Here is a 22222-nt window from a genome sequence, read left to right on the forward strand (position 1 = left end):
AGGCGCACGGGACATGTGAACACCCCCTTCTCGCTGAGGAGCCGCCATGTCCTCCCTCTCGCCCGCCGAGCTCGTCGACCGCCTCGCCGCCGTCGGCGCCTCCAAGGTCACCTACACCCGCACGCAGACCCTGGTGCGCTCCTACATGGGGGCCGCGATCCTCACCCTCGGCGCCGCGTTCGCGGTCACCGTCTCGACCCAGACCGGCCAGCCGCTGCTGGGCGCGCTGCTCTTCCCCGTCGGCTTCATCCTCCTGTACCTCCTCGGGTACGACCTGCTCACGGGGGTGTTCACCCTCCTCCCGCTCGCGATGATGATGCGGCGCAAGGAGGTCACCTGGGGCGCGATGCTCCGCACCTGGGGCCTCGTGTTCCTCGGCAACCTCGGCGGCGCGATCACCGTCGCCGTGCTCATGGCGATCTACTTCACCTACGGGTTCTCCGCACCGCCGAGCCCCGTCGGCGTGGCGATCGGCGAGATCGGCCACGGGCGCACCGTCGGCTACGCCGACCACGGCGCCGCCGGCATGCTGACCCTGTTCGTGCGCGGCGTGCTGTGCAACTGGATGGTCTCCACCGGCGTCGTCGTCGCCTTCCTCAGCAAGGACCTGCTGGGCCGCATCATCGCGATGTGGATGCCGATCATGCTCTTCTTCTTCATGGGCTTCGAGCACTCGATCGTCAACATGTTCCTGTTCCCCTCGGGCCTGCTCCTCGGCGCCGACTTCACCCTCACCGACTACCTCGTGTGGAACGAGATCCCGACGGTGCTCGGCAACCTCGTGGGCGGCGTGACCTTCGTGGCCGTGCCCCTGTACCTCGCCCACGGTCGCCGCTCGGCCGCGAAGGCGGCGGAGGCCGCCCCCGGCAGCGTGGCCCTCGCCCCGCAGCCCGAGCTCGTGGGGGCCACCCGATGAGCGCCCGCATCGTCGTCATCGGCGCGGGCATGGTCGCGCACCGGTTCGTCGACTCCCTCGTCACCCGCGCGGAGGAGAAGCTCGAGGTGACCGTCCTCGGCGACGAGTCCCGCCACCCCTACGACCGCGTCGGGCTCACCCGCTTCTTCGACGGCGCCACCGCGGAGGACCTCACCCTCCCCGCGACGATCTTCGAGGACCCGCGCATCACCCTCCACAGCGGGGACGCCGCGACCTCGATCGACCGTGAGGCGCGCACGGTCACCACGGCCGCCGGAACGGTCCACCCCTACGACCGTCTGGTCCTCGCCACGGGCTCCTACGCGGCGAGGCCGCCGGTCGAAGGCGCCGAGCTCGACGGCTGCTTCGTCTACCGCACCCTGGACGATGTGGAGGGCCTGCGCGCCCACGTCGCACGGCGCTCCGCGGCGCTCGGGCGCCCGGCGCGCGGCGTCGTCATCGGCGGCGGGCTGCTGGGCCTCGAGGCCGCCGGCGCGCTGCAGGGCATGGACGCCGAGGCGACCGTCGTGCAGTCCGGTGACCGCCTGATGTCCGCGCAGCTGGACCTGCCCGCCGGCGGCGTCCTCCAGCGCCTCATCGAGCAGCGCGGCATCGCCGTGCGCACCCGCTCGCGCACCTCCGCGGTGCTCGCGGGGGAGGACGGCGAGGTGCGCGCGGTCGCCTTCGCGGACGGCTCCGAGGTGGAGGCCGACGTCGTCGTCCTCACCGTCGGCGTCCGCCCCCGCGACGAGCTCGCCCGCGCCGCCGGGCTGGACTGCCACGAGCGCGGCGGCGTCACCATCGACGCCGGCTGCGTGACCTCGGATCCCGCGGTCCTCGCGATCGGCGAGGTCGCCTCCTTCGACGGGCAGTGCGTGGGCCTCGTCGCCCCCGGCTACGCTATGGCGGAGGTCGCCTGCGACCGCATCCTCGGCGGGGAGGCGACCTTCGGCGGCTACGACCTCTCCGCGAAGCTCAAGCTCTCCGGCGTGGAGGTCGCGAGCTTCGGCGACGCCTTCGCGACGACCCCCGGCGCCCTCGACGTCGTCTACACCGACCCCGTGGGCGGCGTGCACAAGAAGCTCGTGCTCTCCGACGACGCGAAGACCCTGCTGGGCGGCATGCTCGTGGGCGACGCCTCCGCCTACGGAGCGCTGCGCCCGCTCGTGGGCAGCGCGCTCGGCGCCGACCCCGCCGCCTACCTCCTGCCCGCCGACGCCGCCGCCCCCACGGCCGAGCTGCCCGACGAGGCCGTGGTCTGCTCGTGCTCCTCGGTGACCGCCGGGACGATCCGCGACGCCGTCCGCGTCGACGGCTGCACCGACCCCGCCGAGGTCACCGCCTGCACGAAGGCCGGCGCCACCTGCGGCTCGTGCCTGGTCATGGTCAAGAGCCTCGTCGGCACCGAGCTCACCCGCATGGGCCGCACGGTCTCCACGGCCCTGTGCGAGCACTTCGAGCTCTCCCGCCGCCAGCTCTTCGACGCCGTCCGCGTCTCGGAGCTGACCACCTTCAGCGCCGTCATCGAGCGGTTCGGCCGAGGGCGCGGCTGCGACATCTGCAAGCCGGTCCTCGCGAGCATCCTCGCGGTCCTCACCCCGAGCCACGTGCTCGACGGCGAGAACGCGACCCTCCAGGACACCAACGACCACGTCATGGCGAACATGCAGAAGGACGGCACCTACTCGGTGGTCCCGCGGATGCCCGGCGGCGAGGTCACCCCGGAGGGGCTCATCGTCGTCGGCGAGGTCGCCCGGGACTTCGGCCTGTACACGAAGATCACCGGCGGTCAGCGGGTGGACATGTTCGGCGCCCGGCTCGAGGAGCTGCCGCTGATCTGGCAGCGGCTCGTCGAGGCCGGCTTCGAGTCCGGCCACGCCTACGGCAAGTCCCTGCGCACCGTGAAGTCCTGCGTGGGCTCCGCCTGGTGCCGCTACGGCGTGCTCGACTCCACCGGCATGGCCGTCCGGCTCGAGCTGCGGTACCGGGGCCTGCGGGCGCCGCACAAGTTCAAGCTCGGCGTCTCCGGCTGCGCGCGCGAATGCGCCGAGGCGCGCGGCAAGGACGCGGGCATCATCGCGACCGCCCAGGGCTGGAACCTGTACGTGGGCGGCAACGGCGGCGCGACCCCGCGCCACGCCGAGCTGCTCGCCGAGGGGCTGGACGACGACACCCTCATCCGCACCCTGGACCGGTACTTCATGTACTACATCCGCACCGCGGACAAGCTCCAGCGCACCGCGCCCTGGCTCGAGGCCCTCGACGGCGGCATCGACGGTCTCCGCGAAGTCGTCATGGAGGACTCGCTCGGCATCTGCGCGGACCTCGACGCGGCGATGGACCGCCACGTCGAGCACTACGAGGACGAGTGGGCGGCGACCCTCGCCGACCCCGCGAAGCTCGCCCGCTTCAGCTCCTTCGTAAACGCCCCGACCACGCCCGACCCGTCCCTGGCCTACGTCCCCGAGCGCGGCCAGGTGCGCCCCGCACGTCCCGATGAACGACGATCCGGCGAGGTCCTCATCGCCGGCACTACCCTGGAGGTACGACGATGAGCACGCAGACCCTCTCCCCGGCCACCCGCTCGAGCACCGAGTGGACGCGCGTGTGCGCGCTCGGCGACCTCGAGGTGGAGCGCGGCCGTGCCGCCCTCGTGGACGGCGACCAGGTGGCCCTGTTCCTCCTGCCCGACGGCAGCCTCCATGCCCTCGACAACCACGATCCCTACAGCGGGGCGAACGTCATCTCCCGCGGGATCGTCGGCACGCGCGGTAGCCGGGCCACCGTCGCCTCGCCCATGTACAAGCAGGTCTTCGACCTCCGCTCGGGCACCTGCGTGGACCCCCGCGGCAAGGAGCACCTGCGCCTGCACGTGTGGCCGATCGAGGACCGCGGCGGCGAGGTCTACCTGCTGCGGGGCGGCGCGCGATGACCCTGCTGCTCGGCGTCGCCCTCGAGGGGCGCACGGTGCTCCTCGTGGGCGGGGGAGAGGTCGCGGCGCGCCGCGCCCGCCGGCTCCTCGACGAGGGCGCCCGCGTGCGGGTCGTCGCCCCGCGGCTCGACCCGGTGCTCGCCGACCTCGCCGCGCGCGGCCGGATCACGTGGATCCCGCGCGCCTACCGTCGCCGTGACCTGCGCGGCGCCTGGCTCGTGCACGCGGCGACCGGGCGCCCCGCCGTGGACCGCCAGGTGGCCGCGGACTGCGAGCGACGTCGGATCCTCTGCACGAACGCCTCCCAGGCGGGACACGGCACCGCGCGCCTGGCCGCGCAGACCACCGCCGGGGACGTGGCCGTCGGCGTCGTCTCCGCCGTCGGCGCCGACCCCCGTCGCTCGATGGCCGTGCGCGACGGGATCTCCCTGCTCCTCGCGGAGGGCGCGCTGCCCCTGCAGCCCCGCCGGCCCGCCGCGAGCGGGAGCGTCGCCCTCGTGGGCGGCGGGCCCGGTCCGCTCGACCTCCTGACCGTCCGCGCCCGGCGCCTGCTCGCCGAGGCCGACGTCGTCGTCGCGGACCGGCTCGGCCCGGGGGAGGCCGTCGCGGAGATCCTCGGCGCCCGCACCCGGATCATCCCGGTGGGCAAGCGGCCCGGGCACCACCCCGTGCCGCAGGCGGAGATCAACCGGATCCTCGTCGAGGAGGCGAGCGCGGGACGCCGCGTGGTGCGCCTCAAGGGCGGGGACCCGTTCGTGCTGGGCCGCGGCGGGGAGGAGTACACCGCCTGCCTCGCCGCCGGCATCGCGGTCGACGTGGTCCCCGGGATCACGAGCGCGATCGCCGTCCCGCAGGCCGCCGGCATCCCCGTCACCCAGCGCGGCACCGCAACCGCGCTGCACGTGGTGAGCGGGCACGACGCCCTGGGCCCGCTCGGCGCGAGCCCGGCGACCCTCGCCGCTCTCGCCGACCCCGCCGTCACCACGATCGTGCTCATGGGCGTCGCCGCGCTGCCCGGCCTCGTCGGAGCGGCCCTCGAGAACGGGGTGCCCGCCGAGCGGCCCGTCGCCGTCGTCGAGAACGGGCACACCCCGCAGCAGCGCACCACCCGCACCACCCTCGGCGAGGCGGAGCGCGCCGTGCGCGAGGCCGGGGTGCGCAGCCCGGCCGTCATCGTCATCGGCGAGGTCGCCCGCGAGGGCCTGCTGCTGCCCGTCCCCCTCACCGCCCCCGCCGCCGGCACGGCGACGCCGGGCCCGACCACCCCCAGGGAGCTCATCACGTGACCACCGCCCCCGCCATGCTCTCGACGACCCTCCGCGGCCGTCGCATCGTGCTCGCCCTGGACCGGCGGGCCGAGGACCTCGCCGCCGCCCTCGAGCGGCACGGCGCCGAGATCCACCACGCCCCGGCGCTGAGCATGATCCCGCACGTCGACGATCCGCAGCTGCTCGCCACGACCCGTGAGCTGCTCGCCGATCCGCCGTCGATGCTCGTGGTGACGACGGGGGTGGGACTGCGGGGCTGGTTCGAGGCGGCGGAGTCCGCGGACATCGACGAGCGGCTGCGGGAGGCCCTCGCCGGGGCGAGCGTCATCGCACGCGGCCCCAAGGCGCGCGGCGCCGCCCAGCAGGCCGGGCTCGCCGTCGACTGGGTCGCGGAGAACGGCACCTCCGCCGAGATCGCCGCGCACCTGTCCACCCTCGATCTGCAGGGCGTGCGGGTCGCCGTCCAGCACCACGGCTCCGGGGCCGACGGCCTCGACGAGCAGCTCGCCGCGCTCGGCGCCGAGGTCGTGAACCTCACCGTCTACCGCTGGGGACCGCCGCGCGACCCCGCCGCCGTGCACCGCTCCGTGCTCGAGGCGAGCCGCGGGGAGGTCGACGCCGTGCTCTTCACCGCCGCCCCCGGCACCGAGAACTGGCTGCAGGCCGCGGAGGCCGCCGGCGTCATGCCCGGGATCACGGAGCACGCCGAGGCCGGTGACCTGCTCCTCGCCGCCGTCGGCCCGCTCACCGCCGGTCCGCTGCTGGACCGCGGCCTGCCCGCGCTGCTCCCCGAGCGCAGCCGCATGGGGGCGCTCGTACGCGCCGTCGTCCAGCACTACACGCCCGAGGCCCCCGCCGATCCCGCCGGTCCCCGAGGAGGGAACCCGTCATGAGCATCGTCATCGCCTGCTCCCACGGCACGCGCTTCGCCGAGGGCCGCGCCGAGATCGCCCGCGTGCGCGAGGCCCTCGCCGCCGCGCTCCCCGGGGACACGGTCCTCGAGGCCTTCGTCGACGTCGAGCAGCCCGAGGTCGCCGACGTCGTCGCCCGCGCCGTCGCCACCGCGCGCGAGTCCGCCCCGGCAACCGAGGACGACACCGTCCGCAGCGCCGAGGTGATCGTCGTGCCCCTCCTGCTCTCCACCGGGTTCCACACCGGCGTCGACATCGCGGGCTCCGTCGAGCCGTGGCCCGAGGCCGTCGCCGCCGCCCCCATCGGGCCTCACCCGCGGCTCGTCCTCGCCCTCCGCGACCGCATCGCGGACCTCCCCGGGAACGACGCCGGGCACCGACCCGGCGACCACGTGGTCCTCGCGGCCGCCGGCTCCTCGGACCCCGCCGCCGCCGTGGCCGTCCGCCAGATGCGGGACCTGCTCGCCCGCTGGCTGCCCTGCCCGGTGACCATCGGCTACGGGGCCGGCGCCGCGCCGTCGATCCCGGACGCCGTGGACTGCGCACGCTCCTCCGGTGCCCGGCGCGTCATCGCCGTGAGCTACGTGCTCGCCCCCGGGCACTTCGCGAACCTCGTCACCGCCGCCGGTGCGGACCTCACGACGGCGCCGCTCGGCGCGCACCCGGCCGTCGTCGACGTGCTCGTCGAGCGCCGCCGCGCCGCCGCCTCGATCACCCCGGGGCCGCTCGCCGCGGTCTGAGCACCGCGCTCCCGCTCGCCCGGGTCAGACCCCCGCGAAGGCCACGACCGCCACGGCGGTCTCCTCCGGGGCGCCCGTGTCCACGGAGCGCTGGACCGTCCAGGGATCACCCTCGTCGAAGGTGTGGGTGATGTCCTCGTCCGTGAGCAGCTCCGAGCCGTCCTCGCAGCGGTACCAGCTGAACTTCCCGTCCCAGTGCGTGTCGTGGTCGTGGGAGATCGTCGTGCAGAGCGCGCCGTCCGTGAGCTCCACCGTCATCGGGATCGGCTCCCCCTCGACCTCGAGCCCCGCGTCCAGGGCGTCGCGAGCGGTGGGGGAGTCGAAGCGCATGGCCGTGCGCTCGAGCGGGTTCGTGATGCACACCGCCGTGTCTCCGTCCTCGATCATGCAGGCGAGGAGGCTGTCCGCGGTCGCCCCGCAGGTGAACACGTCGTCCTGCTCGGAGTAGGGCGAGACCGCGGCGCCGAAGGCGCACGGGTCGTCCTCGCGCTCCTCGATCGTCCAGGAGTCGTCCACCCAGAGCGTCGTGAGCTCGGTGGAGCCGGGAGCGGGGGCGTCGTCCGGCGTCGTGCTCCCGGCCGCGCCGTCGTCGGCGCCGTCCTCGGGCTCGGTCGGATCCCCGGTCTCGGCGTCGTCCCCGGCGCGGGTGGCCTCGATCGACGTGGGGGAGGGGCTCTCCGTGGGCGTCGCGGACTCCTCGGCGTCGCTCGTCGGAGCGGAGGGCCGCTCCTCCGCCGCCCCGCCGCACGCGGTGACACCCAGCAGGAGCAGCGGCAGCGCCGCGAGCAGGGTGAGGAGACGGCGACGGAGGAGCGCGGCGCGCACGGACGGGGCGGATGAGCGGGGCACGGGGCGGCTCCTCGTCGTCGATCGGACCTGAGGCCACCCATTCCACCGATCCCCGGCGACGAGCACAAGGCCCGCGCGCCCGGGCGGCGGATCAGCCGGCGATCCGGTCCGTGTCCACGATGATCAGCTCCATGTGCCCGCCCGCCGTGCGGTAGGCGCGGGAGGGGTCGTAGGGATCGAAGCGCAGCGCCATCCCTGCTTCCTCGGGCGTCCGATCCGCCTTGCGGTTGTTGCACTCCTTGCAGGCGCACACGAGGTTCAGCCAGGAGGACTCGCCGCCGCGGGAGCTGGGCAGCACATGGTCGACGGTCGCGAGCAGGGCGTCGCACGCGGGCGTGCGGGAGACGCTGCGGCCGCAGTAGGCGCAGCTCCAGTGATCGCGCTCGTGCACGGCCCGGCAGGAGAAGCCGATCGAGCGCTGGCCGATCCCCTCCACCCAGGCGCCGCTGAGCTCACGGGTGAGGGCGAGCACCGTCGGCACGATGCGGTCCTCGACGATGGCGAGCTCGACGGGCTCCGCGACGCCGCGCCGGATCATGCCGAAGGCGTGGCGAATGCTCGTGGTGTGGAGCATCTCGCCGATGCCGGTGAAGGGGTCGTACCCCTTGTTGAAGACCCTGACCTGGCCCATCACCGACCACCTCCACGGAGCACGAGTCGCCGCCCCGGCATCGGGGCCGGAGCGGGCGACTCGTCGTTCAGCACTCTCCGCATCGCCGCGCGCAGGCGCGGGAGCGGCTCTGGATGTCCCGGTGCCAGGGGACCCGTGGGAGGGGCGGGGATCGAACCCGCGAAGGGCGCTCTCGCCGTGAGGCAGGGAGCGGTGCGACGTGCCATGTCGCTGCCCTCCCTTCGCCGCGGTGCTCAGACCGCGGGCATCGGCAGGAGGAGCGTGCCGGCCGACGCATCGGCCGTTCGTCGGTGCTCGTGATGCTGCGTGCGCATCGGCTCCATGGCTCCTCCTTCCCGTGATGCTGCTGGTCGTCGCGGGCACAGCGCCCGCAACCTCGTCCAGCCTGCCGCAGCGCGGGGCGGGTGGCAACCGATTTATCCGGAACAGGGGATGAATGCTCGGTGTCCCGGGCAGGAGGCCCCGGGCGCGGCAGGGACGGGAGACGCCCGCACCCCGGGTGAGGGGAGCGGGCGTCGGCCGGAGCGGAGGTGGATCAGATGTCGCGGAAGGTGGTGATCTTCGCGCCCAGGGCGTTGAGGCGCTCGGCGAGGTCCTCGTAGCCGCGGTTGATGACGTAGACGTTGCGCAGCACGCTCGTGCCCTTGGCGGCGAGCATGGCCAGCAGGATCACCACGGCGGGCCGCAGAGCGGGCGGGCACACGAGCTCCGCGCCGCTCCAGCGGGTGGGTCCCTCGATGAGCACGCGGTGCGGGTCCATGAGCTGCACACGGCCGCCGAGCTTCGTGAGGTCGGTGAGGTAGATGGCGCGGTTCTCGTAGACCCAGTCGTGCAGCTGGGTGCGGCCCTGCGCGGTCGCCGCGATGACGGCGAAGAACGGCAGGTTGTCGATGTTCAGCCCCGGGAACGGCATGGGGTGGATCTTGTCGATCGGGGCGGTGAGCTCCGAAGGGTGGGTCGTGATGTCCACGAGGCGGGTGCGGCCGTTCGCGGCGAGGTACTCCTCGGAGCGGTCGTACCGGAAGCCCATGTCCTCGAGGACGGCGAGCTCGATCTCCATGAACTCGATCGGCACGCGGCGCACCGTGATCTCGGAGGAGGTGACGATCGCGGCGGCGATGAGGCTCATGGCCTCGATCGGGTCCTCGCTGGGCGCATAGTCCACGTCGGTGCTGATCTCCGCGACGCCGCGCACGCGCAGCGTCGTGGTGCCGATCCCGTCGATCTGCACGCCGAGCTTCTCGAGGAAGAAGCAGAGGTCCTGGACCATGTAGTTGGGGCTCGCGTTGCGGATGATCGTCTCGGTCTCGCGGCGGGCGGCGGCCAGGAGCGCGTTCTCGGTGACGGTGTCGCCGCGCTCGGTGAGGACGATCGGCTTGGCGGGGGAGGTGCCCGGGTCGAGGGTCGCCTGGTAGTGGCCCTCGGTCGCGACGACCTGCAGGCCGAAGGGGCGCAGTGCCGTCATGTGCGGCTCGACGGTGCGGGTGCCGAGGTCGCAGCCGCCGGCGTAGGGGAGCTGGAACTGCTCGGCGCGGTGCATGAGCGGGCCCATGAACATGATGATCGAGCGGGTGCGGCGGGCGGCGTCGGCGTCGATGGCCTCGAGGTCGAGCTGCTCGGGGACCACGATCTCGAGGTCGTTGTCCTCGTTGAGCCAGCGGGTGCGCACGCCGATGGAGGTGAGCACCTCGAGCAGGCGGTTGACCTCCTCGATGCGCGCCACGCGGCGCAGCACGGTCGTGCCGCGGTTCAGGAGCGAGGCGCACAGGAGCGCGACGCCCGCGTTCTTCGAGGTCTTCACATCGATCGCGCCGCTCAGGGTGCGGCCGCCCTCGACGCGCAGGTGGGTGGGGCCGGAGGTGCCGATGCCGACGAAGCCGGAGTCGAGCACGCGACCGATCTTCGCGAGGGTGTCGAGCGTCATGTTCTGCTGGCCCTGCTCCATGCGGTGCACGGCGCTCTGGCTCGTGGCGAGCTCGGTGGCGAGCTCGCTCTGGGTGAGCCCGGCGTGCTGCCGTGCGTCGCGGATGAGGGATCCGATGCGGGAGCGGTAGTCCTCGGTCGTCGTCATGCGGGGAGCGTATCTCAGATATGAGATAGGGGGTGGGGATGGTGCGGGTGTCCCGGGTGAGCCTCGACACCCCCGCGGATCCGTTCCCGGGGAACGCCCAGGCCAGGCGGTGGACCGTCCGTCCGTGCGGTCCGAGCCCTCGCGCCGACCGCTCGATCGCGTGCAGAATAGGGCCCGTTTGTGACCGGGGGAGCGGCGATACGAGCGGTATCGCGCACTCCGGCTCCCTTCCTCGAGAGGTAACGATGAAGTTCTTCCAGCGCCTGGGCAGATCCCTGATGCTGCCCGTCGCCGTCCTGCCCGTCGCCGCCATCCTCAGCGGCGTCGGCTACTGGATCCTCACCGGCACCGGTGACCCGAACAACGTGATCGGCGTCTTCCTCACGCTCGCCGGCAATGCCCTGCTGAACAATCTCGCCCTGCTCTTCGCGATCGGCGTCGCGCTCGGCATGGCCACCAAGCCCGACGGCACCTCCGCGCTCGCGGGCCTCGTCTCCTGGCTCACCGTGACGACCCTGCTGGACCCCGAGAACGTCGCGACCTTCCGCGGGATCGACGTCAGCACGGTCAACCCCGCCTTCGACAACCTGCAGAACGTGTTCGTGGGCATCCTGTGCGGCCTCATCGGCGCCTGGTCCTACGACCGCTTCAAGGACACGAAGCTCCCCGACGCCCTCGCCTTCTTCTCGGGCCGCCGCTCCGTGGCGATCATCAGCGCGGGGCTCTCGCTCGTGCTCGCCCTCGCCCTGTTCTTCGTGTGGCCGCTCGTCTACTCGGGCCTCGTGGCCTTCGGCGAGTTCATCGTGACCCTCGGCCCCGCGGGCGCGGGCATCTACGGCTTCCTCAACCGCCTGCTCATCCCGCTGGGTCTCCATCACGCGCTGAACTCGGTGTTCTGGTTCGACGTCGCCGGCATCAACGACCTCGGCAACTTCCTCAACGCCACGGGCACCCGCGGCGAGACCGGCCAGTACATGACCGGCTTCTTCCCGATCATGATGTTCGGCCTGCCGGGCGCCGCCCTCGCGATGTACACGACCGCGAAGACCTCCCGCCGCAAGATCGCCGCGGGCGTGCTGCTCTCGAGCGCCGTGGCCAGCTTCGTGGTGGGCGTGACCGAGCCGCTCGAGTTCTCCTTCATGTTCCTCGCGCCGGGGCTCTACCTCGTGCACGCGATCTTCACCGGCATCTCGATGGCGATCAGCGCGATGCTGCCCGTGCGCATGGGCTTCGGCTTCTCCGGCGGCTTCATCGACCTCGTGCTGGGCTGGGTGAACCCGATGGCGCAGAACCCGTGGGCGATCCCCGTGATGGGCGTCTTCTGGTTCGCGGTCTACTTCCTCGTCTTCCGCTTCATCATCCGCCGCTTCGACCTCAAGACCATCGGCCGTGAGGACGACGAGGACCTCGAGGAGACGGATCCCGCCGTCACGGAGCAGAAGGGTGACAAGTACGCCGTCACCGCGACGGCCTTCCTCTCCGCCCTCGGCGGCAAGGAGAACATCCTCGACCTCGAGAACTGCGCGACCCGCCTGCGCATGGAGATCGCGGACACCTCGAAGGTCGACGAGCCCGCGCTGCGCCGTGCCGGCGCCGCCGGGATCATGAAGCCCGGCGGTCGCTCCGTGCAGGTCATCTACGGCACCTCCGTGCAGTTCGTGAAGGACGCCATGGAGCGGATCATGAGCGGCCAGGAGGCCCCGGCCTCGTCCGCCGCGGTCGATGCCGCGGCGTCCGACGCCGCCGCTGCGATCGGTGGCGCCCCGGGCGGCACCGCGACGCGTGCGGGCCACCTCGTGCGCCTGCGCGCACCGCTGCCCGGCACCGTCGTCCCGCTCTCCGAGGTCCCGGACCCCACCTTCGCCAAGGAGCTCATGGGTCCCGGCCTCGCGATCGAGCCCGAGGGCGGGCTCGTCGTCGCCCCGGCCGCCGGTTCCGTCACCCACGTCTTCGACACGGGCCACGCCGTGGCGCTCACCCTGGACGACGGCACCCAGCTGCTCATCCACGTGGGCCTGGACACCGTGCAGATGAAGGGTGAGGGCTTCGAGCGGCTCGTCGCGACCGGGGACCGCGTCGTCGCGGGGGATCCGCTGCTGCGGGTGGACCTCGCCGCCGTGCGCGCCGCCGGCCATCCGACGATCACCCCGGTGGTCGTGCTCGAGGACCCGGAGGCGGTCATCGAGCTCGTCTGAGGTCACCGCACGAGGAACGGCCGGTCACCGAGGATCTCCTCGGTGACCGGCCGTTCCTGCTCCTGCCGTGGCCTCAGGGCAGGCGGACCTCCTCGACCTGCCCGGAGGCGGCGGAGCGGGTCGCCGCGTCCATGAGGGCGAGGCTGCCGAGGTTCGCCGCGCCGGCGGTCTCCGGGGCGGTGCCGTTCGCGATCGCCTCGGCGAACAGGGCGAGCCCCGCGGAGCGGCCGTAGAGCTCCTGCTCGGGCAGGGCGATCTCCTCGACGGTGCCGTCGGCGCCGCGCAGGGAGACGCGGTCCTCGTCCGCCGGGTGGGGGAGGTGGCCGCCGCCGCGGCTCGTGAAGGACAGCTCGCCCTCCTCGCCGGTGATCCGCCACTCACCCGCCCACGGGGTGGGCTCACCGCGGCTCAGCCAGCTGCCGCGGTAGGAGACGAGCAGGCCGTCGGCCATCTCGATCGTCATGAGGGCGGAGGCCTCCTCGACGTACTTGCTGTACGAGGGGTCCTTGACCTTCGTGTAGACCCGCGCGGCCTCCTGGCCCGTGACCTTGCGCAGCAGGTCGAAGTGGTGGATCGCCATGTCGTGGATCAGCGGGTGCGGGAACCGGTAGTGGGGGTGATCGGCGAAGGGCCGGTCGTTGTCCCACTGGCGGAAGTCGATGCTGATCCCGGCGAGCTCGCCGACGGCGCCCTCGGCGAGCAGACGCTGCGCCTCCCGCGGGGCCGGGTAGTTGCGGTAGTTCTGGCTGACCTGCACCACGAGGCCCAGCTCCGCCGCGCGGCGGGAGACGGCCGCGGCGTCCTCGACGCTCGTGGCGAAGGGCTTCTCGACGATCACGTGCTTGCCGGCCTCGAGCGCCTCGAGGGCGAGCGGCGCATGGGTCACGGCCGGGGCGGTGATGACGACGGCGTCGGCCTCGACGCCCGCGAGGGCGGCGGTGAGGTTCGGGAAGGTCTGGTCCTCGCGCAGGCCCAGGTGCTCCTGGACGGCGCGGAGGGTCGGCTCGCTCGGGTCGGCGATCGCGACGACCTCGACGGCGTCGACCGCGGGGATCGCGGTGCGCGCCCAGTCGCCGCCCCAGCCGCCGAGGCCCACGTGGATGAGTCGGAGCGTCATCGGGTGGCCTCCTCGGTGGTGGCGGCGGTGTCGGTGTCGGCGGCACCCGCGAGGGCGGCCCAGTCGCGGCGGGCGGGGTTCGAGACCGCGGGGGTCGCGCGGACCTCCGAGGCCGGCGCCGCCCACTGCACGGCGTTCGCGAGGACGCGCCGCACCTGCGGGTGGAAGTAGACCGGGTACTCCTGGTCGCCGGGGCTGAAGTAGAAGATGCGCCCGCAGCCGCGGGTGAAGGTCACGCCGGAGCGGAACACCTCGCCGCCCTCGAAGGAGCTGATGAACACCTGGTTCTCCGGCTCGGGGATGTCGAAGTGCTCGCCGTACATCTCCTGCTTGTCGATGACGAAGGGCTGCTCGACGCCCGCGGCGATCGGGTGGCCGGGGGAGGTGGTCCACACGATCTCCCGCTCGCCCTCGTTGCGCCAGGACAGCGAGCAGGTGGTGCCCAGCAGGCGGGTGAAGATCTTCGAGAAGTGACCCGAGTGCAGGACGATCAGTCCCGACCCGCCGAGGACGGCCTCGTGGACGCGGGCGACGACGGCGTCGTCGACCTGGTCGTGGCCGATGTGGCCCCACCAGAGGATGACGTCGGTGCGCTCGAGCACCTCGGCGGTCAGACCGTGCTCGGGGTCGGCGAGGGTCGCGGTGGCGATCTCGACCTCGTCGCCGAGCAGCTCGGTGAGGCCATCGGCGATCGCGCCGTGGATGCCGGAGGGGTAGATCGCGCGGATCTCCTCCTGGGTGGACTCGTGGATGTTCTCGTTCCAGACGAGGACGCGGGTGGTCATGTCGCGGATGCTCCTGTTGTCGTTGTCGTTGTCGTTGTCGTTGTCGTCGTCGTGCGCGGCCGGTCCCGGGGCCCGGCTCAGCGCCGGATCCAGGCCGTCGTGCCCGCGGGGAGCACGGCGGCGCCGTCGGCCGCCGCCTCGAGCGGGCCGCTCGCGAGGAGCAGCTCGCCGGTCGGGAGCGGCGTGCCCGCGGCGCCGAGGTTCGCGACCGTGAGCCAGCCGCCCGGCCGCTCGAAGGCGAGCACGTCGCCGCCGTCGATGCCCGCGGCCCAGGTGAGCTCCTCGGCTCCCTGGAGCTCGCGGCGCAGACGCAGCGCCTCCCGGTACAGCTCGAGGGTCGAGCCGGGCACGCCGTCCTCCGCCTGCACGGAGGAGTCGCCGAACCAGGCGGGCTGGGGGAGGTGCGCGCCGCCCTCGCCGAAGCCGAAGGAGGAGCCCTCGCGGGTCCACGGCAGCGGCACGCGGCAGCCGTCGCGGCCCACGCCGTCGAAGCCGCGGTCCTCCGGGGTGGTGCGGAAGAACGCCGGGTCCTGCCGGTCGGCGTCGGGGATCTCCGCGACCTCGTGCAGGCCCAGCTCCTCACCCTGGAAGAGGTAGGCGCTGCCGGGCAGGGCGAGCTCCACGAGCGTCGCCGCGCGGGCGAGCCGCAGCCCGCGCTCGCGGTCGATGCCCTCCTCGGGGCCGCCCTCGGCGAGCCAGGCGGTGCCCTGCTTCTCGCGGCGGCCCTCGAGCGGCGGCAGGCCGTAGCGGGTCGCGTGGCGCACCACGTCGTGGTTGGAGAGCACCCAGGTGCTCGAGGAGCCGGAGAGGGCGGACTGCTCGAGGTTCGCGGTGATGATGCGGCGGAAGGCGCCCGCCTCGGGGTCGGCGACGAGCAGGTCGAAGTTGAAGGCCTGACCGAGCCCCTCGGGGCTCGCGTAGCGGGCGCGGCGCTCGGGGGAGTCCACCCAGGCCTCGGCGACGGCGGTGCGGGGCGGGTCGTACTCGTCGAACACGCGCCGCCACTCGGCGTAGATCTCGTGGACCTCGTCGCGGTCCCACAGCGGGTGGGTGCCGTCCTTGGGCATCGCGGAGAGCTCCGCGGCGGAGGGGAGCACCTCGGGGAGGTCCTTGGCGAGGGAGTTGGCGACGTCCACGCGGAAGCCGTCCACGCCGCGGTCCGCCCAGAAGCGGAGGGTGGTCAGGAAGTCCTCGCGCACCTCGGGGTGCGCCCAGTTGTAGTCGGGCTGCTCGGTGGCGAAGGTGTGGAGGTACCACTGGCCGTCCTCGACGCGGGTCCAGGCGGGGCCGCCGAAGGCGCTCGTCCAGTCCGCGGGCGGGAGCTCGCCGTGCTCGCCGAGGCCGTCGCGGAAGATGTACCGCTCCCGCTCGGGGGAGCCGGGCCCGGCGGCGAGCGCCGCGCGGAACCAGGCGTGACGGTCCGAGGAGTGGTTGGGGACGATGTCGACGACGACGCGGATCCCGGCCCCGTGGAGCGCGGCGACCATGGCGTCGAAGTCCTCGAGGGTCCCGATCCGCGGGTCCACGCCGCGGGGGTCGTCCACGTCGTAGCCGCCGTCGGCCAGCGCCGAGGGGTAGAAGGGGCTCAGCCACACGGCGTCGACGCCGAGCGCGCTCAGGTAGGGCACGCGGGAGGTCACGCCGCGCAGGTCGCCGATGCCGTCGCCGTTCGCGTCGGCGAAGGAGCGGGGGTAGATCTGGTAGACGGCGGCCTGGCGCCACCAGGTGGGGTCGAGGGCCGGGGCGGCGGGGCCGGTGGCGGGGACGGTCATGGGAGGGAGCTCCTCGGATCGGGGTCGGGTGGTCGGGGTGGGGTCGTCAGGGGCGGAGCCGGATCACTTCACGGCGCCCTGGGTGAGGCCGGAGATGACCCAGCGCTGCGTGATCGCGAAGACGACGATCGCCGGGGCCATCGCCATGAGGTAGCTCGCGAAGGCGACGTTGTAGCTGTTGGAGAACTGCGACTGGAACATCTGCTGGAGCACGGGGATCGTCTGCAGCTCGGGGTTCGAGGTGATGAGGCTCGGCATCATGAAGTCGTTCCACGAGCCGAGGAAGGCGAAGATGCCGACGGTCGCCGCCATGGGGCCCAGCAGCGGCAGGATCAGCCGGAGGAACACCTTCACGGTGCTCGCGCCGTCCATGCGCATCGACTCCTCGAGCTCGATCGGGATCGAGCGCAGGAAGGCCGTGAACAGCATGGTGTTGAAGGCGAGCGCAAAGACGATGTGCAGGATCGCGACGCCGAGCGGGTTGTCCAGGCCCACGATACCCGTGAGCCGCACCTGCGGCAGGGCGACCACGGGGAAGGGGATGAACATCGCCGCGAGCAGGTAGAAGAACGACCAGCGGAACAGGCGGCGGTCCCAGTTGCGCACGATCGCGTAGGCGGCGAGCGCGGAGATGATGATCTCCCCGGCCACGGAGACGGCGGTGACGAACACGGAGACCGCGAAGGCGCGCGGGAAGTCGGTGAGCTCCCAGGCCCCGGTGAAGCCCTCGAGGCTCCACGGGGAGGGGAGGCTGAACGCCTTCCCGTCCACGGCCTGGGCGCCGGTCTTGAAGGCCATCGAGACGGTCACCAGCAGCGGCACGAGCACGCTGAGCGAGCAGACGAGCAGGATCACGGTGAGGCCGGTGGCCCGACGGTCGCTGCGGCTGCCGCGACGGGGGCGTCGCGGGGCGGAGGAGGCGTCACCCGTGACGCCGGGACGGGGGAGGGTGGTCGTGGTGCTCATGCTCCGAAGCTCGCCTTCCCGCGCGTGATGCGCAGCTGCACCACGGCGATGATGATGCTGATGACGAAGAAGACCGCGGCGTTGGCCATCTGGTAGCCGTAGTCGCCGCCGCTGAATCCCTTGAAGATCGACATGGCGACGCTGCGGGTCGCGGTGCCGGGGCCGCCGTCGGTGAGGCCCACGATGATGTCGTAGGCGTTGAGGTAGTTCTTGAAGCCCAGGATCGTGTTGATGACGACGTAGCCGGAGACGAGCGGCAGCGTGAGCCGCCGCAGCTGCTGGAACCCGGTCGCGCCGTCGATCGCGCCCGCCTCGTAGACCTCGGCGGGGATCGTCACGAGCCCGGCGATGTAGATGAGCATCGTCGAGGGGATCGTGGACCACGCCGTGACGATGACGATCGCGATCCACGCGAGGTCCTCGTTCGCGAGGATCGAGGAGGAGAGCGCGTCGATCCCGAGGGCCTGCCCGATCGCCGGGAGCGAGTTCGAGAACAGGAACTGGAAGACGAAGGCGATGATGATGCCGGAGATGACCATCGGCAGCACGAAGATCGTGCGCAGCAGCGACTGCAGGCGGATCCGGGCGGTGAGGCCGAGCGCGAGGGCGAAGCCGATCGCGTTGACCACCACGACGGTCACCAGCGCGAAGCCGAGGGTGAACAGGTAGGAGCTCACGATGCCCTCGTCGCGGAACAGGGCGATGTAGTTGCGCACCCCCACGAGGTCCCAGTCGCCGAAGCCCATGGAGTTGGTGAAGCTGTAGCCGAAGCCGAGCACGGCCGGGAGCGTGATGGCGAGGGTGAACAGGACGAGGGCGGGGAAGAGGAAGAGGTAGTAGACGGGATCGGTGCGGCGCCGGCGTGAGCGCGGTGCCGTGCCCGTCGCGGATCCGGGTGTCGTCGTCGACATGCTGCGGACTCCTTCGGTGGTGGTCGGCGGGGTGGTCACTGGCGGTAGGCGAGGCGGGCCCAGTCGGAGTCCATGCGGCGCAGCACGGGCTCGGGGTCCGCGCCGAGCGCGATGGACTGGATGTAGTTCTCGTAGGGGATCGTGAGCGGGATGAACTGCGAGGCGCCCATGGTGAAGGCGCCGCGGTCGTAGTACTCCTGCATGGGGGCGATGCGCGGGTCGCTCACGGGCGGCGCGTCCTTCGTGGTGCCGAAGGCGAGGAAGGACGCGTTGTACTCGTCCTGCACGGCGGGCTCCATGAAGCGGGTGAGCAGCTCGCGGGCGCCCTCGGGCTGGTCCGCCTGCTCGGGGATCCACAGCGAGAGGTCGATGTTCACGCGGATCCTCAGGTCCTCGGCGGAGTCCGTCATGGGCAGCGGGAAGGTCCCGAGGTCCACGTCGGTCCCGGCCTTGTCGATCTCCGCGAGCGCCCAGGGGCCCTGGAAGTACATGGCGGCCTCGCCGTTGGCCATCGCGGTGTTGCCGTCGCCGTAGCCGCGGCCGGCGGCGTCGGGGTTGAGGAAGGCGAGCAGCTCGACCATGCGCCGCATGGGCTCCAGGAGGGTGCGCTGGAAGGAGACCTCGGAGTCGGGGCCGACGGCCTCGCCCTGAGCATTCATGGTCTCGAAGAAGGAGCGGACGTCCACCATGCCGCCGACGGTGTAGTCGAACAGGCCCTGGGTGATCGTCCAGGCGTCCGTGAAGGTGGCGTAGATGGGGGTCACGCCTGCGCCCTGCAGCTCCTCGCACACGTGGAGCATCTCGTCCCAGGTGACGGGGACCTCGAGGCCGTGCTCCGCGAAGATCGCCTTGTTGTAGATGACCGACGCGCCGGTGACCGAGTAGGGGATCACGCTCGTGCGCCCCTCGTAGCCGGGGTACCAGTCCGCGAGCGCGAGCACGTCCTCGCGGATGGTCGCGGCCTCGGGCATGTCGGAGAGGTCGCTGAGCGCGCCGCGCTCCATGAAGCGGGCCATCTCGAGGTTGTAGTTCTGGCAGGCGATGTCCGGCGGGGAGGCACGGACGAAGCTCGCCGAGAGATTGGTGGCGACGTCGTGGACGTAGCGGTAGGCGGACTGCGCGCCGTTCGCCTCGCCGACGAGGTCGCGGAAGAAGGGGATGGCCTCGGGCTTGGACTGGTAGAGCGTGACGGTGGGGCGGCTGCTGCCGGTGCATCCGGCGAGCAGTCCCGCGGTGAGCGCGGCGCCGCCGGCGAGCACGGCGCGGCGGCCGGGCCGCGCGGACGCGGAGGGGTGGGCGGGGCGAGCAGGTGACAACGGCGTCTCCTTGTCGGGCGAGGACGGCGGGGCGTCCACGGGGCCGGGGATCCAGATAAATCTAGGGTCTAGATTTAGATAGTGGAGAAAATAGACCCGCCCGTCCGCTACCGTCAAGCCATGGTCCACGGCACGGCACGATCCCCTCGCCTGCTGCGGCGGATGAACTCCGCCGCACTGCTCCGCTTCGCCCTGGACACCGAGGAGTTCACCGCGGGGGAGGCGATGGCCGCGAGCGGCCTCACGCGCGCGACCGTGCTCGGCGTGTGCACGGATCTCGTGGCCGCCGGCTGGCTCGAGGAGCTCGCGGACTCCCGTGAGGCGGGGCTGACCCAGCGCGGCCGCCCGGCTCGTCGCTACCGGCTGCGCGAGCAGGTCGGCGTGCTCGTCGGCGTCGACGCCGACGAGGCCGTGCTCCGGGTGGAGGTCTGCTCCCTGCGCGGGCGGCGGCTCGCGGAGCGCACGCTGGAGCTCGAGGGCCCCACGAGGGACGGTCCCGCGCGCCGCGAGCTGGTCTCGCGCACCGTCGCCGAGGTCCTCGCCGAGCCCGCCGTGGGCGGCGCGCCCTCCCTCCTGACGGTCATCGGCGTCCCCGCCCCGGTCGACGCCGACGGCGCCTCACCCACGGACGACCCGCCCTTCTGGGCGGCCATGAACCCCGGCTTCGCGGACACCCCCGGCGCCCGCGTGCTCGTCGAGAACGACGCGAACCTCGCCGCCCTCGCCGAGCACGCCCATCGGCAGGTCGCCCACATGGCCGCCCTGCTCACAGGGGAGCGCTTCGGCGCGGGTCTCGTCGTGGACGGCCGGCTCCTGCGCGGACGCCGCGGCGGTGCGGGCGAGATGCGCATGCTCGAGCTCCTCGTGGGCAGTGACCCGGATGCGGGCACCACCGACGGCCTCGGTGCCCTCGCGAGGCGCTGGGCGCTCGGCGCGCTCGCCCGCGACGACGGATCCTCCTCGCTGCGGTCCGTGGACCCCGAGGTGCTCGGCATCGCCGAGGTCCTCACCGCCGCGGCGGACGGGGACGTGCTCGCGCTCGGCGTGCTGCGCAGGCTCGGGGAGCGCCTCGCCCGGATCGTCGCTGTGATCGAGAGCCTCCTCGACGTCGAGGAGATCGTGCTCTGCGGCGCCGACGTCACGGGCATCGGGCCGGTGCTCGACGAGGCCCGGACCGTGCTCGAGGAGCAGTTCTCGCCCCCGTGGCCCGAGCTCACCGCGAGCACGCTGGGGCGGGAGGTCGTCCTGCGCGGTGCGGTCGCGCTCGCGCTGGACCGGCTCCGCGAGGACCCCCTCGCCCTGCTCGACGAGGGCTGACGCAGGCCCACGGCGGGGCGTTCGCGAGGGCTCGCCTCAGGCCGTGCGGGCCTCGGAGAGCGCGCGCTCGGCGGCGAGCGCGGGGTGCGGTCCGTCCACGAGGTGCAGGGCGAGCTCGCAGAGCATCGAGTCCGCCCAGGAGAACCAGGGGCGGGAGAAGCTCGTCGGGTCGTCGACGTGGAAGGACTCGTGCATGCGGTCCGTCCCCGCGTCGGTGCGCAGCAGCAGGTCGAGGATCTCGAGGGCGCGCTCCCGGGTCCCGGTGAGCCCCTCGACCGCGAAGGCGATCGGCCAGACGTGCTCGGGCAGGGTGTGCGGGCTGCCCACCCCGGAGGCCACGGAGCCGCTGAAGTAGAAGGGGTTCCGCTCGCTCAGCACGAGGTCGCGGGTCGCCGCGGTGATCGCCGGGTCATGGACCGAGGCGGCGTCCAGCGGCAGGGAGAGCAGGGACGGCATGTTCGCGTCGTCCATGACGAGCGTGCCGCCCAGGCCGTCGACCTCGTAGGCGTAGACGGAGCGTCCGCCCTCCTCGAGCACGCCGTGGCGGCGCACGCCCTCGAGCAGCTGCTCGCGCAGGGCGTCGGCGTCCGCGCCGAGGGCCTCGTCCTCGAGGTCCGTGCGGGCGAGGTCCGCGATCGCGAGCAGCGCCTGGGCGGCGAGCAGGTTCGCGGGGATGTTGTAGCCGAAGGTGCAGGCGTCGTCCGAGGGGCGGAAGCCGGACCAGGTCATGCCGGTGACGCCCACGGGCGTGCCGCGGCCGTCGCGCTCGAGGGTCTCGGTCGGGATGCCGATGTCCCGCACGAAGCGGTAGCTGCTGCGGGCCTCGTGGTCCGTCTCGAGCCGCCAGTGGTCCACGACGGTGCGCAGGGCACGATGCGCCGTGTCGTCCAGGACGCCGCGGCGCAGCTCCTCGCTGCCGGCGAGGCGCAGCAGGCGGTGGGTGAGGATCACCGGGTAGGCGAGGGAGTCCACCTCGTACTTCTGCTCCCAGACGTGCGGGTCCTCGCAGAGGTCGCGGTCGTCGTGGTGGGCGCCGTTCCCCGTGAGGTTGAAGGAGTTCGCGTACGGGTCGTGGAGGATGCAGCGCAGCTGGCGGCGCACGACGGCCGCGAGGAGCTCCGCGAGCTCGGGGCTCTCGCCGACGAACCGCAGGTAGGGGAGCATCTGCGTGGTCGAGTCCCGCAGCCACATCGCCGGGATGTCCCCGGTGATGACGAAGGCGGTGCCGTCGCCCGGCGCGGTGATGGTGTCGGTGAGGGTGCGCAGCAGGGCCTGCTCGACGAGGAGGCCGGCGCGGTCGCCGAGCTGCTCGCGCACGCGCTGGGCGGCGGCGGTGAGGACGGCGCTGATCGGGGGCTCCACGGTGAACGTCACCGGCCCAGCCTAGGGGAGGGTGAGCGCTTCCCGGGCGTCGTTCCAGGGATTCTCCCTGCTCGCTCACGGGCGGTCCTGCGGAGCGGTGCGGGGGGCGCCCTTCTCGCACCTCCCGGCGAGCACCCCTCGTGTCCGGACATGCGATGGGTTA

18 protein-coding genes and 1 tRNA gene are annotated in these 22222 nt (G+C 72.8%); 8 read left to right on the forward strand and 11 right to left on the reverse strand.

What is annotated here, in order from left to right:
- Positions 1-46 precede the first annotated feature (46 nt).
- From NLU66_RS10970 to NLU66_RS10995, 6 genes are read left to right on the forward strand one after another with little or no spacing between them, the layout of a single operon-like run.
- Positions 47-916 (forward strand): formate/nitrite transporter family protein, encoded by an 870-nt coding sequence (locus NLU66_RS10970; RefSeq protein ID WP_259359726.1) that lies wholly within the window; start codon positions 47-49, stop codon positions 914-916.
- Positions 913-3471 (forward strand): nitrite reductase large subunit NirB, encoded by a 2559-nt coding sequence (gene nirB / locus NLU66_RS10975; RefSeq protein WP_259359727.1) that lies wholly within the window; start codon positions 913-915, stop codon positions 3469-3471. Before NLU66_RS10970 ends, nirB begins: the two co-directional genes overlap by 4 nt.
- Positions 3468-3848: a nitrite reductase small subunit NirD gene (gene nirD, locus NLU66_RS10980; RefSeq protein WP_259359728.1), complete on the forward strand. Its 381-nt coding sequence runs from the start codon at positions 3468-3470 to the stop codon at positions 3846-3848. The genes nirB and nirD overlap by 4 nt, the downstream gene beginning before the upstream one ends.
- Positions 3845-5134 carry a uroporphyrinogen-III C-methyltransferase gene (gene cobA, locus NLU66_RS10985; protein WP_259359729.1) on the forward strand — a complete coding sequence of 430 codons (1290 nt, stop codon included), beginning with the start codon at positions 3845-3847 and terminating at the stop codon, positions 5132-5134. Before nirD ends, cobA begins: the two co-directional genes overlap by 4 nt.
- Entirely contained in the window at positions 5131-6009 is an 879-nt protein-coding gene (locus NLU66_RS10990) for a uroporphyrinogen-III synthase (protein WP_259359730.1), read from the forward strand. The genes cobA and NLU66_RS10990 overlap by 4 nt, the downstream gene beginning before the upstream one ends.
- The gene (locus NLU66_RS10995) at positions 6006-6767 is read left to right on the forward strand and encodes a sirohydrochlorin chelatase (protein ID WP_259359731.1); all 762 of its coding nucleotides are present in this window, start codon (positions 6006-6008) and stop codon (positions 6765-6767) included. The genes NLU66_RS10990 and NLU66_RS10995 overlap by 4 nt, the downstream gene beginning before the upstream one ends.
- 24 nt (positions 6768-6791) lie before the next feature.
- On the opposite strand, the gene NLU66_RS11000 is transcribed toward NLU66_RS10995, so the two are convergent.
- From NLU66_RS11000 to NLU66_RS11015, 4 genes are all read right to left on the reverse strand, one after another.
- Positions 6792-7616 carry a hypothetical protein gene (locus tag NLU66_RS11000; protein WP_259359732.1) on the reverse strand — a complete coding sequence of 275 codons (825 nt, stop codon included), beginning with the start codon at positions 7614-7616 and terminating at the stop codon, positions 6792-6794.
- A gap of 91 nt (positions 7617-7707) precedes the next feature.
- Positions 7708-8247, reverse strand: coding sequence for an HNH endonuclease (locus NLU66_RS11005; RefSeq protein ID WP_259359733.1), 540 nt, complete (start codon positions 8245-8247; stop codon positions 7708-7710).
- A 136-nt stretch (positions 8248-8383) separates the two neighbouring features.
- A tRNA-OTHER gene (locus NLU66_RS11010) sits at positions 8384-8467 on the reverse strand.
- Between the two features lie 315 nt (positions 8468-8782).
- Positions 8783-10318, reverse strand: a complete 1536-nt coding sequence (locus tag NLU66_RS11015; protein ID WP_259359734.1) for a UDP-N-acetylglucosamine 1-carboxyvinyltransferase — start codon at positions 10316-10318, stop codon at positions 8783-8785.
- A gap of 245 nt (positions 10319-10563) precedes the next feature.
- Here NLU66_RS11015 and nagE point away from each other — a divergent pair, with 245 nt between their 5' ends.
- On the forward strand, positions 10564-12513 hold the full coding sequence (nagE, locus tag NLU66_RS11020) for an N-acetylglucosamine-specific PTS transporter subunit IIBC (RefSeq protein ID WP_259359735.1): 1950 nt from the start codon (positions 10564-10566) through the stop codon (positions 12511-12513).
- A 73-nt stretch (positions 12514-12586) separates the two neighbouring features.
- Here the strand turns inward: nagE and NLU66_RS11025 are convergent, their stop codons facing one another.
- From NLU66_RS11025 to NLU66_RS11050, 6 genes are all read right to left on the reverse strand, one after another.
- Positions 12587-13630 carry a Gfo/Idh/MocA family protein gene (locus NLU66_RS11025; RefSeq protein WP_259359736.1) on the reverse strand — a complete coding sequence of 348 codons (1044 nt, stop codon included), beginning with the start codon at positions 13628-13630 and terminating at the stop codon, positions 12587-12589.
- Entirely contained in the window at positions 13627-14415 is a 789-nt protein-coding gene (locus NLU66_RS11030) for a ThuA domain-containing protein (RefSeq protein WP_259359737.1), read from the reverse strand. Before NLU66_RS11030 ends, NLU66_RS11025 begins: the two co-directional genes overlap by 4 nt.
- Positions 14416-14492: 77 nt before the next feature.
- Entirely contained in the window at positions 14493-16187 is a 1695-nt protein-coding gene (locus NLU66_RS11035) for a glycoside hydrolase family 13 protein (RefSeq protein WP_259359738.1), read from the reverse strand.
- Positions 16188-16250: 63 nt separating this feature from the next.
- A complete protein-coding gene (locus NLU66_RS11040) occupies positions 16251-17153 on the reverse strand; it encodes a carbohydrate ABC transporter permease (RefSeq protein ID WP_259359739.1) in 903 nt (300 codons plus the stop codon).
- Positions 17150-18064, reverse strand: coding sequence for a carbohydrate ABC transporter permease (locus tag NLU66_RS11045; protein ID WP_259359740.1), 915 nt, complete (start codon positions 18062-18064; stop codon positions 17150-17152). The genes NLU66_RS11040 and NLU66_RS11045 overlap by 4 nt, the downstream gene beginning before the upstream one ends.
- Before the next feature lie 35 nt (positions 18065-18099).
- Positions 18100-19380 carry an ABC transporter substrate-binding protein gene (locus NLU66_RS11050; RefSeq protein ID WP_259359741.1) on the reverse strand — a complete coding sequence of 427 codons (1281 nt, stop codon included), beginning with the start codon at positions 19378-19380 and terminating at the stop codon, positions 18100-18102.
- 120 nt (positions 19381-19500) lie between these two features.
- Here NLU66_RS11050 and NLU66_RS11055 point away from each other — a divergent pair, with 120 nt between their 5' ends.
- Positions 19501-20697, forward strand: coding sequence for an ROK family transcriptional regulator (locus tag NLU66_RS11055; RefSeq protein ID WP_259359742.1), 1197 nt, complete (start codon positions 19501-19503; stop codon positions 20695-20697).
- A 36-nt stretch (positions 20698-20733) separates the two neighbouring features.
- On the opposite strand, the gene NLU66_RS11060 is transcribed toward NLU66_RS11055, so the two are convergent.
- The gene (locus NLU66_RS11060; RefSeq protein WP_259359743.1) at positions 20734-22071 is read right to left on the reverse strand and encodes a glycoside hydrolase family 125 protein; all 1338 of its coding nucleotides are present in this window, start codon (positions 22069-22071) and stop codon (positions 20734-20736) included.
- Between the last annotated feature and the right edge of the window lie 151 nt (positions 22072-22222).

The sequence above is a fragment of the Brachybacterium sp. NBEC-018 genome, from assembly GCF_024860185.1.
GTDB lineage: Bacteria > Actinomycetota > Actinomycetes > Actinomycetales > Dermabacteraceae > Brachybacterium > Brachybacterium rhamnosum.

What these genes read in the sequence shown, in the direction of transcription:
- NLU66_RS10970 (WP_259359726.1), top strand. Translation starts at nt 47, where the DNA reads ATGTCCTCCCTCTCGCCCGCCGAGCTCGTCGACCGCCTCGCCGCCGTC.
- nirB (WP_259359727.1), top strand. Translation starts at nt 913, where the DNA reads ATGAGCGCCCGCATCGTCGTCATCGGCGCGGGCATGGTCGCGCACCGG.
- nirD (WP_259359728.1), top strand. Translation starts at nt 3,468, where the DNA reads ATGAGCACGCAGACCCTCTCCCCGGCCACCCGCTCGAGCACCGAGTGG.
- cobA (WP_259359729.1), top strand. Translation starts at nt 3,845, where the DNA reads ATGACCCTGCTGCTCGGCGTCGCCCTCGAGGGGCGCACGGTGCTCCTC.
- NLU66_RS10995 (WP_259359731.1), top strand. Translation starts at nt 6,006, where the DNA reads ATGAGCATCGTCATCGCCTGCTCCCACGGCACGCGCTTCGCCGAGGGC.
- NLU66_RS11005 (WP_259359733.1), bottom strand. Translation starts at nt 8,247, where the DNA reads ATGGGCCAGGTCAGGGTCTTCAACAAGGGGTACGACCCCTTCACCGGC.
- NLU66_RS11015 (WP_259359734.1), bottom strand. Translation starts at nt 10,318, where the DNA reads ATGACGACGACCGAGGACTACCGCTCCCGCATCGGATCCCTCATCCGC.
- nagE (WP_259359735.1), top strand. Translation starts at nt 10,564, where the DNA reads ATGAAGTTCTTCCAGCGCCTGGGCAGATCCCTGATGCTGCCCGTCGCC.
- NLU66_RS11025 (WP_259359736.1), bottom strand. Translation starts at nt 13,630, where the DNA reads ATGACGCTCCGACTCATCCACGTGGGCCTCGGCGGCTGGGGCGGCGAC.
- NLU66_RS11030 (WP_259359737.1), bottom strand. Translation starts at nt 14,415, where the DNA reads ATGACCACCCGCGTCCTCGTCTGGAACGAGAACATCCACGAGTCCACC.
- NLU66_RS11035 (WP_259359738.1), bottom strand. Translation starts at nt 16,187, where the DNA reads ATGACCGTCCCCGCCACCGGCCCCGCCGCCCCGGCCCTCGACCCCACC.
- NLU66_RS11040 (WP_259359739.1), bottom strand. Translation starts at nt 17,153, where the DNA reads ATGAGCACCACGACCACCCTCCCCCGTCCCGGCGTCACGGGTGACGCC.
- NLU66_RS11045 (WP_259359740.1), bottom strand. Translation starts at nt 18,064, where the DNA reads ATGTCGACGACGACACCCGGATCCGCGACGGGCACGGCACCGCGCTCA.
- NLU66_RS11055 (WP_259359742.1), top strand. Translation starts at nt 19,501, where the DNA reads ATGGTCCACGGCACGGCACGATCCCCTCGCCTGCTGCGGCGGATGAAC.